Here is a 16605-nt window from a genome sequence, read left to right as displayed (position 1 = left end):
CTACCCGGTGGTGCCGGTCGCGGTGTTGTGCTTCCCGAGCCAGGTGTCGAGTACTGCCTGGAGATCTTTCGGGCGGACCGGTTTGGCGATGTAGTCGTCCATCCCGGCTTCCAGGCAGCGTTCGCGGTCGCCTTGCATGGCGTTAGCCGTCATAGCGACGATCGGGGTATGGGCCGACCGGCCTTCCATTTTGCGGATCAGTGCGGTTGCTTCGAACCCGTCCACGTCCGGCATCTGGCAATCCATAAAAATCAGCGGATAACGGGCACGCTCATGGGCGGCCACGGCTTCCTGGCCGTTTCCCGCGACATCGACCCGATAGCCGAGCTTCTCCAGCATCTTGCAGGCCACCTTCTGGTTCACGGGATTATCTTCCGCCAGCAGCAGGCGAGGCTTCGGTCCTGCCTGGGATTCGCTCAGGGTGTGTCGTGTGATCAGCGGAGGCGATTCGGCGTTCGGCGGCGTCCCGGCTGTGGAGTCGGGGGCCAGCAAGAGACACAGGCATTCGAGCAATTGTGTCTGACGGAGCGGTTTCGTGAGATAGGCATCGATGCCGATGGATCGCGCAGTCTGGCCGTCTCCCCGCCGGCCGACCGTGGTGAGGATGACCAGGTGTACGCCGGCGGTGGCGGGGTCTTGTTTCAGCAAGGCGGCCGTTTCGAATCCGTCCATGTCGGAGAGATGCAATTCGATGAGGGCCAGGTCGAAGGGATTCTGAGCGGCGGCCGCCGTGCGGGCTAACTCCACGGCCTCCGGGCCGCTCTGTGCCACCGTGCAAGTCATTCCATGCGAGGTGAGCTCCTGGCGCATGGCTTGCCGGACCGTGTCGCAATGGTCCACCAGGAGAATACGCCGGCCATGCAGCCGGCTCCAGGAAAAGGGCGACGGGGAAGCGGCGAGTGTCGTCTCCGGAAATTGCACGGTGAACCAGAACGTGCTGCCCTGTCCGGGATGGCTTTCAACCCCGATCCGGCCATGCATCTGGCTGACGAGGCGTTGGCAAATAGCGAGCCCCAGTCCGGTGCCACCGAATCGTCTGGTGGTGGAGCTGTCGGCTTGTACGAAGGCGTTAAACAGTCGTCCCTGCGCCGCTTCTGGAATACCAATCCCGGTATCTTTGATGGTGAAGCGCAAAAGGCCCACGCCGTCTTGAGTCTCACGCGTCACGTGGAGGAACACTTCGCCTGCGGAGGTAAACTTGATGGCATTGCCGACCAGATTCACCAGGATTTGCCGGAGACGGCCGGGATCGCCTACGACGGCGGTCGGCACGGCGGCATCGACTAACCCGATCAACTCCAGGCCTTTGCTCTGCGCCTGTTCCGCGAGCAGCTCTACCGTATCCTCCACCGTCATCCGGAGGTCGAACGGGAGTTCCTCGAAATGAAGTTTTCCCGCCTCAATTTTGGAGAAATCGAGAATGTCGTTGAGGAGAGTCAGCAAGCTGTCGCTCGAACGGCGGACCGAGTCGGCAAACTCAAGTTGTTCTTTGGTGAGGGCGGTATCGAGCAAAAGACCCGTCATGCCGATGATGGCATTCATCGGGGTGCGGATTTCATGACTCATGGTGGCGAGGAAGTCCGCCTTGGCCTGGGCGGCTCGAAGGGCTTCATCCCGCGCTTGCGCAAGGGCATGTTCTGCGGCTTTTCGGCTGGTGATGTCTTTTCCAATCGCCAGGAATCCGGTCACGACTCCGTCACTGTCCCGGAGTGCGGTGATAGTCAAGAGGACAGTCAGCCGGCTGCCGTCTTTTCGCTGGTACGTCCATTCCCGTTCATCGAACCCGCCTCGTTTGGCATTTTCGATCAAGGCGGCAACACCATGAATCGGGCGCTCATACAAGTCGCTGAGTTCCCTGGCATGGCGGTCGATTTCCTCGGGCACGTGCAGCAAGGTGAGCGACTGTTGCCCGATCATCTCGCCGGCGGAATAACCCAGCAACTCTTCTGCGCCGGTGTTGAAGGTCGTGATCGTCCCCTCGGTATTGGTGGCGACGATGGACACATTGGTTGCGCTGGAAAGGATGGTTTGCAGTTGCAAATTGGTCGCGAGCAGGGCCCGTTCCAGGTCTTTGCGAGTCTGGATGTCGGTGGCAATGACCTGGATGGCCGGTTTCCCCTCGAACATAATCGGGGCCGCCGCCACTTCCACATCGACGATGGAGCCGGCGAGACCGACAAACCGCTCCTCGGTGGGCGGGAGCGGTCGATTCGTGTCGCGTATTTTCGCGAATCTCTCCCGTACCGTGGGGTGCGATTCGGGATGGATGAACTCGAGGACGGTCTTCCCGAATAACTGCGACGGGGCGATCGCGCCCAATAACTTCGCGCAGGCCTGATTGGCAAACACGATTCTGTCTTCACAATTCACGAAGATAGCGTGGGGTGATAATTCCACGAGCGCGCGATGCCGTAGCTCACTGGCACGAATCTGTGCCTCCATCTGTTTGGCTGCGGTGATATCGACCGCGATGCCCGCAATGCGATAGGTCTCTCCCTGGGCGTTCTTGATCGCGAAGCTTCGATCCCGGATCCAACGGACCTGTCCGCTCGGTGTGACGATCCGATATTCCTCGTCATAGGGGAGGTGTTCCTGACAGGCAGCTGCGGTGGCAACGCGTTTCCGGTCCTCCGGATGGATGTGATCGAGCCAGAATGACGGATTCACATAGAGGAGATCTCTGGGGAGTTCCCAGATAGCCTCGAAGGCCGGGCTGACATAGAGGACCTCGCTCTTATCCGGCGAGGTGAGCCAGAAGACGGCATCGATATGCTCAGCCAATTGCCGGAATCGCTCTTCACTCTCCCGGAGGGTCTCTTCCATGCGCTTCCGCTCGGAAATGTCGCGAAGCATGCCCGTATACTTTTTCTCCGTTCCGATCTGCATCTCGCTGACCGACACATGCACGTCGATCCGCGTCCCGTCCTTGCGCACCGCCGGAACCTCGCGGCCGCTGCCGATGATGGTGCGTTTCCCGGTGACCAGGTAGTTCGCCAGGTACTCATCGTGGTGTTCACGATAGGGAGAGGGCATGAGGAGGGAAATGTTCTGCCCGACCAGTTCGTGCGCCTGGTACCCCAGTAAATTCAGTAGGGCGGTGTTGGCGCTTTCGATCCGGCCGCGTTTGTCGATGACCACAATGCCTTCGATCGCGCTCTCGAAGATCGAACGCATTCTGGTTTCGCTGTCTCGCCAGGCAAATTCGGCGCGTGTGTAGTCGGTGATGTCCAGCACGGTTCCGGCCATACTCACCGGTCGTCCGTCGGGGTCGCGCTGGACGACTCCGCGGCAATTGACGTGTCGGACTTCGCCGTCGGGGCGGCGAATCCGGCAATCGACGTTGTAGGGCGAGTCGTATTTCAGCGCCGCATCGACCGCTTGCTGTACGCGCTCGACGTCGTCCGGATGCAGCGCGGAGAGGAAGGTCGCATAGGTCGGGAGGCTCTGGTCTGGAGTATGGCCGAAGATCCGACACTGCTCTTCGGACCATGCTTCCTGACCGGTCGCAATATTCCAGTGCCACGAACCGAGATGGGCCAGCGTCTGGGCCTCATCCAGCGCCTGTTGTTTGGCCTGCAAGTCGCATTGCGCGCGTGCCTGCGCCGCTTCGAGTGCCTTACGGTCGGAAATGTCGAGATGGATGCCGGCGGCCCGCAAGGGGGCACCTTTGGCGTCCCGCTTGACCACGCGTCCGCTGTCGAAGACCCAGCACCAGGCGCCGGACTTGGTTCGCAGGCGATGCTCGCTGGAATAGGTGGGCGTTTCCCCACGAAGATGCGAAGAAACCGTCGCCATCACCTGGTGAAGGTCATCCGGGTGCACCAATTGTTCCCAGGTCCGGACATGGGGTTCGAGCTCGTCGAGACGGTAGCCGAGCATATTCGCCCATCGTTCGTTAAAGGTCACTCGCCCCGTGGGGATTTCCCAGTCCCAGGTGCCCATTTGGGAACCTTGCACGATCAGCTCCATCCGGTCGGCCTGCTCGTCCACAGTCTGTTCATGCACAGCGAGAAGGCGTTCGAGGTCGGCGATCCTGGCCTGCAGATGCGCGTCGTGGACGGGCGTTGGGTCGCCGTCGGCCTGCTCCGGCATGGAAGTGTGGTGCGGGTGAAAGGCCGCCGTCGTAGTCGCATAGGGCGCAAGTGCAATCTGCGCGCACAGCGCGAGGGGTTTGAAGAGGGTTGCCGTGCTTTCAGGGATAAAGTCCTTGCTGAAGAGAATGATGGAAAACAGTTCACCGTCCGGCAGCGGCGCGCCGAATCCCAGGACCGACCGGATCCCGTACTTGAGCACGAACTCTTCCTGTCCCGGGACGTAGGGGCTTCCTTCGGCTTCGGGGATGTGAAAGACGTTGAACGATTGTTCATGCCGGTCGAGCAACACGCTCGGGCCCGGCTGTGTCAACGAGGGGAGCGAGACTCCCAGCTGCCGGAAGAGTTGGCTGAACATGGGCAACCGTTCGACGGCCTCCAGGGTGTCGAGCGGGATCACGCGGAAGCGGCTCGAACGCGCCGGGTCATTCCACCCGGGGACCGCTCCAGCGCTGGCCAGCAGGGTGAGGCAGGTCAGAGAGGGGGGCGGGGGCGTGTCTCCGAGCCGGGCGTCAGCCAGTGCACGAAGGTCCGGTGTCAGCCGGCTATAGGGTGTCGTCTTGAAGAGGCGGACCAAGCTGCAGGCCGGCTCCCGGAGATGGCCCATGGTCAAGGATCCGTAGAGGTGACGAACGAGGCGGTCGGCGACCTGCTCAAGGCTGGTGGCATCTGTGCCGAGCCGGCGCAACGCCGCGCCGCAGGCGGTCATGTCTCGGAGTTGGAACGATCGCAGATGGTGCATGCTACAGGCGATTCCGCAAAGGCAGAGCGTAGGCGTCGATACTCTGTCGGTCGGCGGGAGGAGGAACTTGAGCACCGCACCATCGTGCGTCAGGCGATCCGGCGTCAGGGAATGGTTTTTAAGTAAAAGGCGGCGGCTTGAGACCTCCTGCTCAGGTGAAGTTTCGAATACACGTTGGCCAGGTAGTTTTTGACTGTTTTATCGCTCAGCCCGAGCTCGGCGGCGATTTCCTTGTTCGTTTTTCCTTGTGCAATAAGGGGGAGGAGGCGTCGCTCTTGCGGCGACAGCAGATGACGGCCCCGTTCGGGCTCCCGATCGGCAACTTTGCGGAGGTAGGCAAACGTGTGACGGGTGACCCCCGGGTCCAGGTAGGATTGACCCTTGGTCAGGCTGCGCATGGCGTGCAGCAGGGTATCCGCCCCGGCCTCCTGGAGGACATACCCGTGGGCGCCTGTCGCGACGGCGGAGAGCAGGGTGGAATCGTTGAGCGCATCGGCCAGAAAGAGCACGCGCGTTTCCGGAAGATGCGCGAGGATGTCTTTGGCCGTTTCGATACCCGTGCCGTCCTGCACGCGCAGATCGAGCACGACGATGTCGGGTTTGTGGTGGAGCACCAAGGGGAGCGCCTCTTCCTTCGACGAGGCCTCACCGACCACCATAAAGTCCGGTACGGAATTCAGCAGCGTTCGCATGCCGACTCTGACCAATTCCTGAGGATTGATGATGAACACGCGCGCCGGAGTGTTCTGTAATTCGTTCATGTTCGACTCTCAACTAGATGTGGATGGATGACTGGTGAACCGTTTCTCTGTCTGTGCCGAGGCGGCGGGTGCCCTTCGATAAGGGGGGCCCGTCGGATGATGATCGGCGTCCATCCTGCTCTAACCGGAGAGAAGCCGCGATCGAACGGCCCTGCGGCGGGCCGGCCTGTCAGAGGCCGACCCGCGCACACGGCCGCGCATTCGATGCGCGATGTCTTCTGGCTCAGGTTGCTCATGGTGCGGGCCTACGAGACTCCCACCAGATGGGTCATGCTGTAGCCCGGCGACGCAGCCATCGGGTTGGTGGTGGCGATGCCGGCATTCACGCGCGACAGCGCGAGCACGATATTCTTGCCGCCGAATCCAAAGCTGTTGATCAAGGCACGATCGAGATGCGCCGCCCGCCCCTGCCCCGAGACATAGTCCAGATCGCATGTCGGATCCGGCGTCGTCAGGTTCAGCGTGGGTGGGATGAACTGGTGCTCCATGGCCTTCGCGGTGCCGATAACTTGGAAGGCGCCGCTGGCGGCGAAGGCGTGGCCGAGTGCCGCTTTGAACGAACTGACGGGAACCCGATACGCGTGGTCCCCCAGGACCTGTTTGACCGTGTTCGTTTCGAGCGCATCTAACTCCATGGTGCCGAGCCCGCAGGCGTTCACGTAGTCCACTTCCTCCGGGAACCAATGGGCCGTCGAGAGGGCCAGCCTGGCCGCCCGTTGCTGCTCGTGTCCCGTGTGGTCCGCCTTCACCATGGAATGGGCATCACAGGTAAAGCCCCATCCTTCCAGCTCGGCATACATCTTGGCGCCGCGGGCGCGCGCGTGCTCATAGTCTTCCAAGATGAGGCAGCCGGCGCCTTCGCCCAACACCATGCCGCATCGGGTTTTGTCGAAAGGACGGGGAAGGTTGCGAATGGCCCCGCGTTCGTCCGGCGCCAGCGCGCGCCCGGCGTTCATGGCGGCGTAGACGCTCGGGTGGAGCGGCGCTTCGGTCCCGCCGGCCACGACGAGCGACGATTGGCCCGACTTGATCCATTCGTAGGCGCGGCCGATGGCATTGGCCGTCGAGGAGCAGCCGATCGAGTACGTCTCGCAGGGGCCGTGCAGCCCGAGCACGATGGCCACTTCCGACGAAATCGCATTCGGGAAGGTCATCCCCATGGTGAATGGATTGACGCGCTCATAGGCGTTGAGTTTGGCCGCATCGTGGAACTCGAACGCTTCCTTCATGCCGCCGATGGAGGTGCCGATGCTGATGCCGATGGACCCGCGATCTTCCTGTTCCAGCTCGACGCCGGAATCGCGGGCTGCCATCATGGCGGAGGCGACGGCGAACTGGGTGGCGCGCCCCATACGACGCGCCTGCTTGCGATGCAGGAAATCTTCGGGGTCGAAGTCCCGCACCTCCGCCGCGAGGCAGGCTTGGAACGGTGAGGTATCGAATGAGCTGACCGGTTTGACGGCGCTCTCACCCTTGCTCAATAGATGCCAGAACAGATCGACGGTACAACCCAACGGGGAAATCACTCCCATTCCGGTAATGACGACTCGACGAGAGGTCTGTGGTGTCATGGTGCCCTCCTGTGCTCCGGGGAGCGTGAAAATGTGTGTCGTCAGTGGCTGTGCCACACATGCATGTGCTCGCGATGCGCGTCCGGTAACGTGGAATCGGGATAAAACGTCGCATAGAACTCTTCGTCCAGGTGATGGGTTTGACAGGCCACGATGGACTTGCAGGCATCGGCGTGCGCCGGGAACCGTCCGTAGGTGCCGAGCACGTAGTCGGCAAACGCGATGGTCGCGTCGATGGCGCGCTCGGAATGCTGCGGCACCTGCTGCGCGGCTTTGGGATTGGTCCAAGGCTGCTCGCTGGGCTTTCCGTAGGTGCCGTTCGGCCCGAACTTGCTGGCGACCAGGCTGGTCACGGCATCCTTCATCGACGGCACGAACGGCGGGGTGGGGCCTTCCCACACCTGCGGAATGCCGACCGGATTGCCGCGCAGGGGCTTGCCCGGCGGGACGACGAAGTGGAACCCGAGGCCGGGGTAGATGTGCGGTTCCATACCGAGGAGGTGGCGGCCGCTCCCCACGCTCTGGATGCCGCCGCCCAGTCCCAGGGCCTGCTGCATCAGCGAGAGATGTTCGCAGATGATCCCTTGCTCTTGAACGGCGGTTTCGCAAATGCCGGCGTCGAGCTCGCGTAGGCTGAACATTTTGCGCGAGGCGAGATTGTCGTGCAGATGTCCACCCGCGCTCTTGCGGAAGGCATCGAGGCCGCAGGCGGCGTTGCCGTTGTCCGTATCGACGATGAAGTATCCCGTGTCTTCGCTGAACATCGTCAGCAAGAGATTCAGGTACAGCAGCGCGATGTTGGTGACAGGCATGAACAAGGTGGTGCCGGGCCGATTTGTATACCACTGATTGAACGGCAGCATGAACGGGGCTTCGCGCGGGATCTCCAGCCGGGACGATTGGAGTTGCACCACCTCCAGATCCCAGGGATGGTCGGGACCGGCCGCGTCGGCGACAAAAAACACACCGTCATCGTTGGTGTAAAAGAGTTGCGTGCTCTGCGCGGAGCAGGGGCTGGGAACCGTGCGGCTGTTGAAGTTCATCAGCGCGTGACCCTGGCCGGCACTCGCGCCCGGGCGGCCGACAAACTGCATGTCGCCCAGGTTGCGCCCGGATCGGCCGATGGCCGCATAGATCAGATATCGTTCTTCTTCCCGGCTCAGCGGGATCGGTTCATGCTGACTCGTGTATTGAAGCGGGCCGCCGGGCAGGGTCATGCCGCGGCCGAAACGGCGCGTCTTGCGTTGTTGCAGGAGGTCGAGCAGAGTACATGTGGCGTCCATTGCTGCAGGTTGTGCGGCAAGCTGCTTCATAGGGCCTCTCCTTCCCGGCATCCTAGGGCAGGATGGCCCCGGCCGGGTGTGTGAATGAGGGTGGTGCTGGTACGTCACGCGCGGCATGACGTTGTGTGGGACGACTGTACGAGAGGCGTGATCTGGCGTCACCTACCCATCGGGGTAGGCGATCGCCCTACCCGGCGTCGGTCAACCGGTGACGGACGGGCGGAGCGCGAGTCGGCATGCATCGAGCGATTTAGTCGGGTGTGTTGGCCCCGGAGGGCGGACGGTCGTCACTGGGCGGTGCGGATGGAACGATGCGATGTTGTTCGCCGGTTTGCCAATAGGCAATGGCGCTCCATCGATTTTCGACCCCGATTTTCTGAAAGACGTTCTTGAGATGAAATTTGACGGTGTTCAAACTGACTTTCAGAATGACGGAGATTTCCCAATTGGTCTTGCCTGCCGCCACCCATCGGAGAATTTCTTCTTCCCGTTTGCTCAGTAGGGCCGACGACGGGGCAGATCGCTCCGGGTTCCACGCGGAGTGGCATCGCATATAACTCAGATGAAAATGCGGGGTCAGAATGTCGAGCAGGAGCCGGAGTTTGTCGGCTTGTTTCTCATCGAAATTACTGAAGGCGAAGTACGAACAAGACCCATTCGCTCCACGCACTCCGGCCGACAGGCAGGTCTTGATGCCGAAGTCGAGTTTCAGCGAGGTAATCTCCTTGGGCTCGTTGGCGGTCGGTTCATCGGCGCTGGAGGTCACGGTTTGACCCGAGGTGATGAGGCGGTTGACGGCTGGATCGACGGCTAATCCTTGGCCCATATACAGATGACAGAATTCCCGCGGGTAGGTGGAATGCCCCAGTGAAGGATCGATCCCGCGCAGGAGATCGACGGCGCCGCATCCGGAGAATTCGTAGGGAATCACTTTCTGCACGGCCGAGACGAGTTGCCACACTCTGTCGCTGCGATCGACGGAGCGTGCATCATGCATGATTTCGCCGAGCCGTTGAAATTCCTTGGCGGAAAATGCTGGCTGACTCATGCCGATTCTTCCCGATCAGCGGGGCCGGGTGCGAGTGGGAGCACCCGAGGCCATGAAGATTCAGAAGCGCGGACGTGGTTCATAGTGAGACAGCTGTGCCCTGATGAAACAGGCTGATTGTACTGTCCGCTTGATCCCGGTATCTAGGGCAACCTGCACCTAGTATAGAGTGCTTAAGGTTTGAACCGCAACGGGGAAGAGGAGGGTCTTGAAAATTGACATGGCGCCGGCGGGAGGCCCGCAGGGTCGTCGGACTAGCGGTGAATCTTCAGGGTCGGCCCGAGCGTCAGCCACTTCGTGGGGCCGAGGGCGGCCATGTGCGGCAGATGGGCTACGTACCAGAACACCACATCCTGTTCCTGGACGCCCTGGTTGTCCTCGTCATAACCGAGCTGGCCCCGGGCTCCGAAGACCCATGAGAGATCTTCGTCCGCATTGGCCCGGCGAATGGCCACGTCGAGGTCGGCGAAGGAATCGCGTTCTCCGTCGTCTTTCAGGGGCGCGTAGCCGTCTCCGGGTAACACCCATACCCCATGTCCTGTGAGTTGGTCGCGAATGAACCAGGACCGGTGAGTGGCCGTATGTTTCACGTCATTGCGTTCGTTGGTATACTTTTTCCATCCCGGTCCCCAGCCGCTGTCCGGGCCCCCATCGTCGCGCACAAATACCTGATCCATTCCGTTGCCGTTGATGTCGAAATCGAAGCGCCAATAGGGATGGTGGACGTGATCGGTATTGCAGGACAACCCCCGGCTCTGGACGACCGGCCGCAATTCACCGTCTTCGGACAGATGCCAGGATTGGTAAATGTGATACTCCCCGATTCGGGCATAGATGCCCAGTTCCAGCCACTTCATGCCTTTCACCGTCGAGCTTTCGACGCAGACCTTCTGGTCGCCGCAGTTCACAATCGGGACGAGATCCTGCCAGCGCAGTCGATCTTGAAAGGGGCCGCAGCGTCCGCTGTCGGCGCGGGAGCCGAACCAGGTAAAGGGGTTCCACCAAATGCGTTCCTTCACGTATTTCACGCGCAGGACCGGCATGCTGGCTTTGGCCAGCACCTGTTCTCCGCCGTAGGTGACGTTGCGAAGGGCCAAGCCGGTATTGTCCCGGACTTCGTAGTCGAAACTCCACGCACCCCACTCGACATGCTCCGATGCTGTGTCGGCCGAGCCGGGTAGCGGCAGCGCGAGGGTGCAGAGCAGTAACAAGGCACTCACCGCGAGGCGTCTCATCCCGTATCCTTTCACCGCCTAACGGGGCGGTTCATTTCCTGCATCCAGCACACGGTCTTCCGTGAGATCGACTTGTGCCCAGTATTTGGGGTCGCCGCCCAGACCAGGGGAGAAGGTGATCCAAATCACCCGATGTCCATACCCGGGGTCGTTTCTGAAGAAACCGCGATCCGGCTGCATCAACAGCCCGTGTCCTTGCATCCCTTGCACCTTGTCGGCGAGACGGCGGTCGGCGCGAGCCAGCTCGATGCCCCGTTGGATGTCCCGGGGGCCTTCGGGGGGTAGATACCCTTCCGCTCGCGAGGCTTCCAGAATGGTCGAATCTTTCATGTGCACGTGGGCGGCGACGTTATGGCTGTAGCTGAAGTAGGTGAGTCTGGTGAATCGCGCTGTTGTCCGACAGCAGCCGAACGACACCTTCCCCCTCGGTGGTACTCGGTCCGCGTCAATGAATCCCCATCGTTCACCGAGGAGGGCCGCGACTCGAGGATCCGCTTCCGCGACCTTTCGCAGTCCCGCAATGTCGGCAGCTGAGAGTACCGCCTCCCGATTGGGTGAGCGGGAGACACCGGCATCGAGTGCGCTCCCGGCCATCTTGGGCTTGATATGCTCGGGGGATTCATCGGACGAGAATTCCAGGACATGTCTGGTCGGGAGCTGTGCGGGCAGTGGCTTCTTTGGCACGGCGGTTTCCGGATCGTCCGGACCGAAGGGGCCGCGTGAGGCGGCATCGAGACTGCAGCCTGTGGCGAGAAGGAGCAGCATCAACGCGGCGGATGTCCGCATGACCGGTCGAGTTCCCATACCTCTCACACCAATGCCAGTTTGCCGGCCACGCCAAGTGCCAAACGCGAAATCTGCACGCCCGCTTTAATGACGGCCGCGCGTTTTTTTCGCGACGCGGCATCCAGCACGGCCTTCTTCATCAAGTCTTTATAGCCGCTGATTTCGTCGGCGCCGAAGGGGACGATTTGGGCCACTGTCTCGTTATTGAAGGTGTTGGCCAGTTGCAGGTACAGATTGGAGATCTCCGCGGCATAGATGCCTCGTCGCAGCGGGTCGTTCTTGTAGGTCTCAAACTTCTTCCGCAGGGCGGCGACGGCCTCCAGCAGGGCTGCTTGCCGGACCTTCGTATCGTCCTGGCGGCCGACACTGAACTCCACCGCCCCCAACTGATCGACCAGCACTTGCGCTTCCTCGCGGGCGTTGCCCACGCGATCGGCCAGTTGTTCGATTTCATTGGTGGCGCTTTCGGCGGTTTCCATCAGCTGCTTGATCAGACTGTCATTGTCTTGGAGGAAAGTGACCACCCCCTCGATACTGCGGTTCATAGAGCCTCCGTTACTGTCCGTCGTCCTTCTTCAATCGATCGAGGAGTTCCACCAGGTCGGCGGTGAACAGCTGAGCACGATCCAGTCCGCCGATGCGCAGAATTCGCGCGCCGACGACTTCTTCCAGGGCATCGTTCACGGTTCGCGAGTGATCCAGGATCTCCATGATCTGGCCGGACCGGTTGGGGGCCTGGTCAAGGACGGCCGTGACGAACTCAGGATCGACGGATGCGAAGGCCGTTTGCTTGGCAAATCGATGCACCTGGGCATGCAGCGTCGCCGTCCGTTTCCATGAGTCGTTGAGGGCATTGGCCGTATCGCGGAGGCCGCAAAAGTCCTCCTCAAATTGATTCCAGACCGCCTTCTCGAGTCCCTGGGCATCGGCCATGTAGATGAGGCTGGTGAGGTAGGCTGCCGCGTAGGCGGAGTCTCCCTTCTTCGTGGTCAGGTTCCGGAAGGAGGCCAGGGCGAACCGGTGTTTGGTTTCCTGAATCTGGAGTGATTTGAAGCTCTCGTGCAGCGAACTGCGCGCCTGTTCGAGGAACTTGATGCGGGCCTCGGTTTCCTTCTGGAAGAGGTCGATGTTGGTCTGCGCGGCGTCGATCTTGGTGCCTTCCAGTTGAATGAGGTCGCGCACCGAACGGCTGTGGATCGAGTGGCAACCGGTGGCCATAAGGAACAGTATGACGACGGACAGCAGCCTCACGCCTCGCGTGACCATGGAGGGCTCCTTCTTCCGGCCGGCTGTGCGGCGGATCATCGGCGCACCGTGCGGAGCGCGTCGGCAAGCGACTGGGTGTCGTTCCGGCTGAGAGTGACGTCGATGTCCAGGTACTGTTTGATGATGCCGTTGATCCGGCGTAGCGCTTCGACATTATTCCGGTACTGGTCGAACGCCGTGAGATCGAGAGCCTGCGGGGCCTTGGAATCGGAGGCCACGCGCTGCTCGATCCGCGAGATCAGTTCGGGAATTTGCTGGATGAGATGACTCATGTCCCCGGAGCCGGCGAGAAAAACAGGCTGCCCGTTCGCGCCCTTGCGTTCGGGGAGAGATTTGAGGCGCATGGCATTGATCACAGCCAGGACATCGGGACCCAGCACCTCGGCATCGTCGTCGGCGAGGGTGGCGTCCGGGATGTCGGTCAGCCGGGGATTGGTCGTGGCCCATTGCAAGGCCAGATCCAGCTTGAGACGAGTCTGGACATAGCGGAACCACTGCACATGGCGGCTGTTGATATTGCCGACCAGCTCCCGATACTGCTGCATGAGCTGTTCATTTTCGGTATAGCCCTGATCCTTGGCCACCAGCGCCTGCTTGACCTCCGGCGGGGTGGTGCAGGCGGCGAGCGAGGCGAAGATCAGTATGTGAACGATGCGCAACATCCTCATCGGGATGCCTCCCCATTATCGTCTTAAGTCGGATGCCCGGAGAGAGACGCAAACTACGTACCTGGCAAGCAGCAATTGCTCCGCTGTCGAACGAGTCGCAAAAACCCAATATTCGAAGAGAAAGTGTGCCTGTTCCACTGTGAGGCATCGCCGGTGCGGCGGATCGAGCGTACCTATTCAGATACGGGTGTATCGAACCCAATACAGTTTATGCGAAGTCTCTCTCGGTATTGCGTTAGCTCGCATTACTCATGACGGTGCGTCGCCGCAGCGGATCGGAAATTGCAGCCGAAGCGCTCATGAATAATGTGGGCTAGGACGGGGTGAGGGCTTTACGTAGGGCAGCGACGGTGGAGACATCGAGGCCGGCGGACCGGAGTTCATCGTCGGTGGCGGCGGCGACCCGTTGGAGGCTGCCGAATTGCTTCAGAAGCCGCTTGCGGCGAATGGTGCCGATGCCGGCGATCTGGTCCAGTTCGGATGACAGCAAGGCCTTGCCGCGCAAATTCCGGTGATAGGTCAGGGCGAAGCGATGGGCTTCGTCGCGAATGCGCTGGACCAGGTGGGTAGCCGGGGAGGTCGGCCGCAGGACGATGGGGTTTTTCCGGCCGGGGAGAAAAATCCGTTCTTCTTTCTCCCCGCGGGCCTTGGCGAGGCCCATGATCGGAATCTGGTCCTGCCCGACCTGTTTCAATCCTTCGAGCGCGGCGCTCAACTGGCCTAACCCGCCATCGATGAGAATCAGGTCCGGGCGGGCGAGATCTTCGGTCGCGCCGTACCGCCGCATCACGGCTTCCTGCATGCTCGCAAAGTCGTTGGCTCCCTCCACTGTCTGAATCCTGAATTTGCGATAGTCGGATTTCTTGGCCTGACCGTCTTCCCAGACGACCAGCGAGGCGACCGATTGATTGCCCAAGATGTTCGAAATGTCGAAGCCTTCAATCCGGCGAGGGACCGTGTCGAGGCGAAGCAGGCGTTTGAGTTCAGCCGTCGCCTGCCGGTCCAGGGCTTCGTTGCGGAGATGATCGGCAATGGCGGCTCCCGCGTTCTCTTCGGCGAGGAGAACCAGTTGATGCTTGGCGCCTCGCTCGGGGGCCAGGATGCGCACGCTGTCGCCGCGTTTCTCGCTCAGCCACTGTTCGATCAGCGGGGCCTCGTCGAGAGTCGTGGGCACCAGCAGTTCCTTGGGCGGCTGCCCTTCCTTGTTGTAGAACTGCTCGATGGCCGAGCGCACGAGTTCCTCGTCGCTCGAGTCGGTGGATTGGGGCCAGAAGAAATCCTTTCGTCCGATCAACAGGCCTCCGCGCACGAACAGGAGCTGGAGATCCGCCGCGGTGCCCTGACGGGCGAGTCCGATTACATCCTGGTCGGTTGTGCTGACCTGGGTGATGCGTTGTTTTTCCAGCGTACGTTCGACGCTGAAGAGTCGATCCCGCAGCCGGGCCGCCTCCTCGAACGCTTCCCGTTCCGCCGCCCGCTCCATGTCTTCACGCAGGCTGTCCAGCAGTTCCCGGTCCCGCCCTTCGAGAAACTGGCGAACCTGTTTGACGATCTGATGGTATTCGTCCCGCGACTGGTTACCGGTGCAGGGAGCCATGCAGCGTTTGATCTCGAACTCGATGCAGGCCCGGTCGGCCCGGCCGTCGATCTCGATTTCGCAGGTGGCCAACGGAAACGCTTTGCGGATCACCTTCAGTGTTTCGCGGAGCGCCCCGGCCGGGGTGTAAGGACCGTAGTAGAGCGCTCCGTCTTTTTGCACCCGCCGGACGATGGAGAGGCGTGGAAAGTGTTCTTTGATCGGCAGGCGCAGATAGGGGTACTGCTTGTCGTCACGCAGGACGATATTGAAGCGCGGCCGGTGGCGCTTGATCAGATTGCTTTCGAGGATCAGGGCTTCCAGCTCGGAGCGGGTGACGATGGTTTCGAGGTCGGCAATCTCGTTGACGAGCAGAGCGGTCTTTGGTGTCTGGTCGCTGCCTCTCTGGAAATAGGAGCGGACCCGGTCCGCCAACACGGCGGCTTTTCCGACGTAGAGGATCTCCCGCTTCGCGTTCCGAAAGAGGTAGCAGCCCGGTTGCCCGGGCAGGTGATCGAGCTTGGATTGGAGCACGTCTGTCGTCATAGGTCATCCATCAGGCGTAAGGATAACAGGAAGGGTTCCTGTATTTCCTCACGAGTGACCATTGACGGTTGACGAGAAGTTATTTGAGTCCGCGCACAAACGACGGACTCAGAGCGCCTCGGGCGACCTCTGCGACCGGGCCTTTCATCGTGAGGCTGAAGTCCTGGGCGACTTCGATGTTGAGCGTGCCGCCGGGCATCTTCACTGTGACCGGTCCCTTCACCAGTCCAAGACGGACGGCGGCGCTGGCGGCGGCGCAGGAGGACGATCCGGAGGCCTGCGTTTCACCGGCGCCGCGTTCCCAGATCAGAATAAAGATGTCTTTCGGGCCGGTGGGCACCGCAAGTTGGACGTTGGTCCGCTTCGGGAAGAGGGAATGGTTTTCAAGCGCAGGCCCCAGCGTGAGGAGGTCCTCTCTCGTCCAGGCTTCGCCAGGTTGTTTGAAAATTACGCAGTGGGGATTGCCGACGCTGACGCCGGTGAATTGCAACGACCGCCCGGCCGCCTCGATGGGCTGCTGGATCAGTTCATCGATCGTGAGTGTGCAGGGGAGGGCGCTCGGTTGAAACGTCGCCCGGCCCATTTCGACCGTAGCGGCAGCGGCATCGCCGTGGCGGTCGAGATGGAGGGCAATGGAGACTAGGCCCCCCTTGGTTTCGACGGTGAAGGCTCGCTTTTTTGTTTTGCCGGTGGCATGCAGGTAGCGGGCGAAGATGCGCAGGCCATTACCGGATTTTTCCGCCTCGCTGCCGTCCGGATTGTAGATGCGCAGGCCAAAGTCTGCTTTCTTCGAGGGGACCAGCGCCAGGATCCCGTCGCTGCCCAGTCCCCAATGGCGATCGCAAATGCCGCGGATTTTTCCGGGGGTGAGTTTAAACGTCAGTTCCGTGGGGTCCATCACCACATAGTCGTTACCGAGTCCGTGTCCGCGGAAAAACCCGTTCTTCATCTGCGCGCTCCTTCTCGTCGTTTGTCGCTTGTGAAACGTGAAGCGAGAAACAATACGTGGACGGATTCGGATTCGTCAATGGG

General features: G+C 61.2%; 12 protein-coding genes. All 12 read right to left on the bottom strand.

The features are described from left to right. Positions 1 to 4833, bottom strand: a complete 4833-nt coding sequence (locus tag NSND_RS11025; RefSeq protein ID WP_080879055.1) for a PAS domain S-box protein — start codon at positions 4831 to 4833, stop codon at positions 1 to 3. Between the two features lie 104 nt (positions 4834 to 4937). Beyond that, positions 4938 to 5594, bottom strand: a complete 657-nt coding sequence (locus NSND_RS11020; protein WP_080879054.1) for a LuxR C-terminal-related transcriptional regulator — start codon at positions 5592 to 5594, stop codon at positions 4938 to 4940. Between the two features lie 245 nt (positions 5595 to 5839). Next, entirely contained in the window at positions 5840 to 7165 is a 1326-nt protein-coding gene (locus NSND_RS11015) for a beta-ketoacyl-[acyl-carrier-protein] synthase family protein (RefSeq protein WP_080879053.1), read from the bottom strand. A gap of 41 nt (positions 7166 to 7206) precedes the next feature. Continuing rightward, positions 7207 to 8478 carry a hypothetical protein gene (locus NSND_RS11010; protein ID WP_080879052.1) on the bottom strand — a complete coding sequence of 424 codons (1272 nt, stop codon included), beginning with the start codon at positions 8476 to 8478 and terminating at the stop codon, positions 7207 to 7209. Positions 8479 to 8698: 220 nt separating this feature from the next. Continuing rightward, positions 8699 to 9496 (bottom strand): LuxR C-terminal-related transcriptional regulator, encoded by a 798-nt coding sequence (locus NSND_RS11005; protein ID WP_080879051.1) that lies wholly within the window; start codon positions 9494 to 9496, stop codon positions 8699 to 8701. A gap of 254 nt (positions 9497 to 9750) precedes the next feature. Further along, the gene (locus NSND_RS11000) at positions 9751 to 10731 is read right to left on the bottom strand and encodes a hypothetical protein (protein WP_080879050.1); all 981 of its coding nucleotides are present in this window, start codon (positions 10729 to 10731) and stop codon (positions 9751 to 9753) included. Between the two features lie 18 nt (positions 10732 to 10749). Further along, positions 10750 to 11535 carry a hypothetical protein gene (locus tag NSND_RS10995; RefSeq protein WP_143833516.1) on the bottom strand — a complete coding sequence of 262 codons (786 nt, stop codon included), beginning with the start codon at positions 11533 to 11535 and terminating at the stop codon, positions 10750 to 10752. Positions 11536 to 11540: 5 nt separating this feature from the next. Then, entirely contained in the window at positions 11541 to 12062 is a 522-nt protein-coding gene (locus NSND_RS10990) for a hypothetical protein (RefSeq protein ID WP_080879048.1), read from the bottom strand. A 10-nt stretch (positions 12063 to 12072) separates the two neighbouring features. Beyond that, entirely contained in the window at positions 12073 to 12783 is a 711-nt protein-coding gene (locus NSND_RS10985; protein WP_080879047.1) for a hypothetical protein, read from the bottom strand. A gap of 35 nt (positions 12784 to 12818) precedes the next feature. Continuing rightward, positions 12819 to 13451, bottom strand: a complete 633-nt coding sequence (locus NSND_RS10980; protein ID WP_080879046.1) for a hypothetical protein — start codon at positions 13449 to 13451, stop codon at positions 12819 to 12821. A gap of 313 nt (positions 13452 to 13764) precedes the next feature. Then, complete coding sequence (gene uvrC / locus NSND_RS10975) at positions 13765 to 15573, bottom strand: excinuclease ABC subunit UvrC (protein WP_080879045.1); 1809 nt, start codon at positions 15571 to 15573, stop codon at positions 13765 to 13767. Positions 15574 to 15652: 79 nt separating this feature from the next. Beyond that, on the bottom strand, positions 15653 to 16522 hold the full coding sequence (gene dapF, locus NSND_RS10970) for a diaminopimelate epimerase (RefSeq protein ID WP_080879044.1): 870 nt from the start codon (positions 16520 to 16522) through the stop codon (positions 15653 to 15655). Positions 16523 to 16605: the final 83 nt, after the last annotated feature.

This window comes from Nitrospira sp. ND1, assembly GCF_900170025.1.
GTDB lineage: Bacteria > Nitrospirota > Nitrospiria > Nitrospirales > Nitrospiraceae > Nitrospira_A.
Note: the sequence above shows the minus strand (reverse complement) of the source record. Positions and strands in the feature narration are given on the sequence as shown.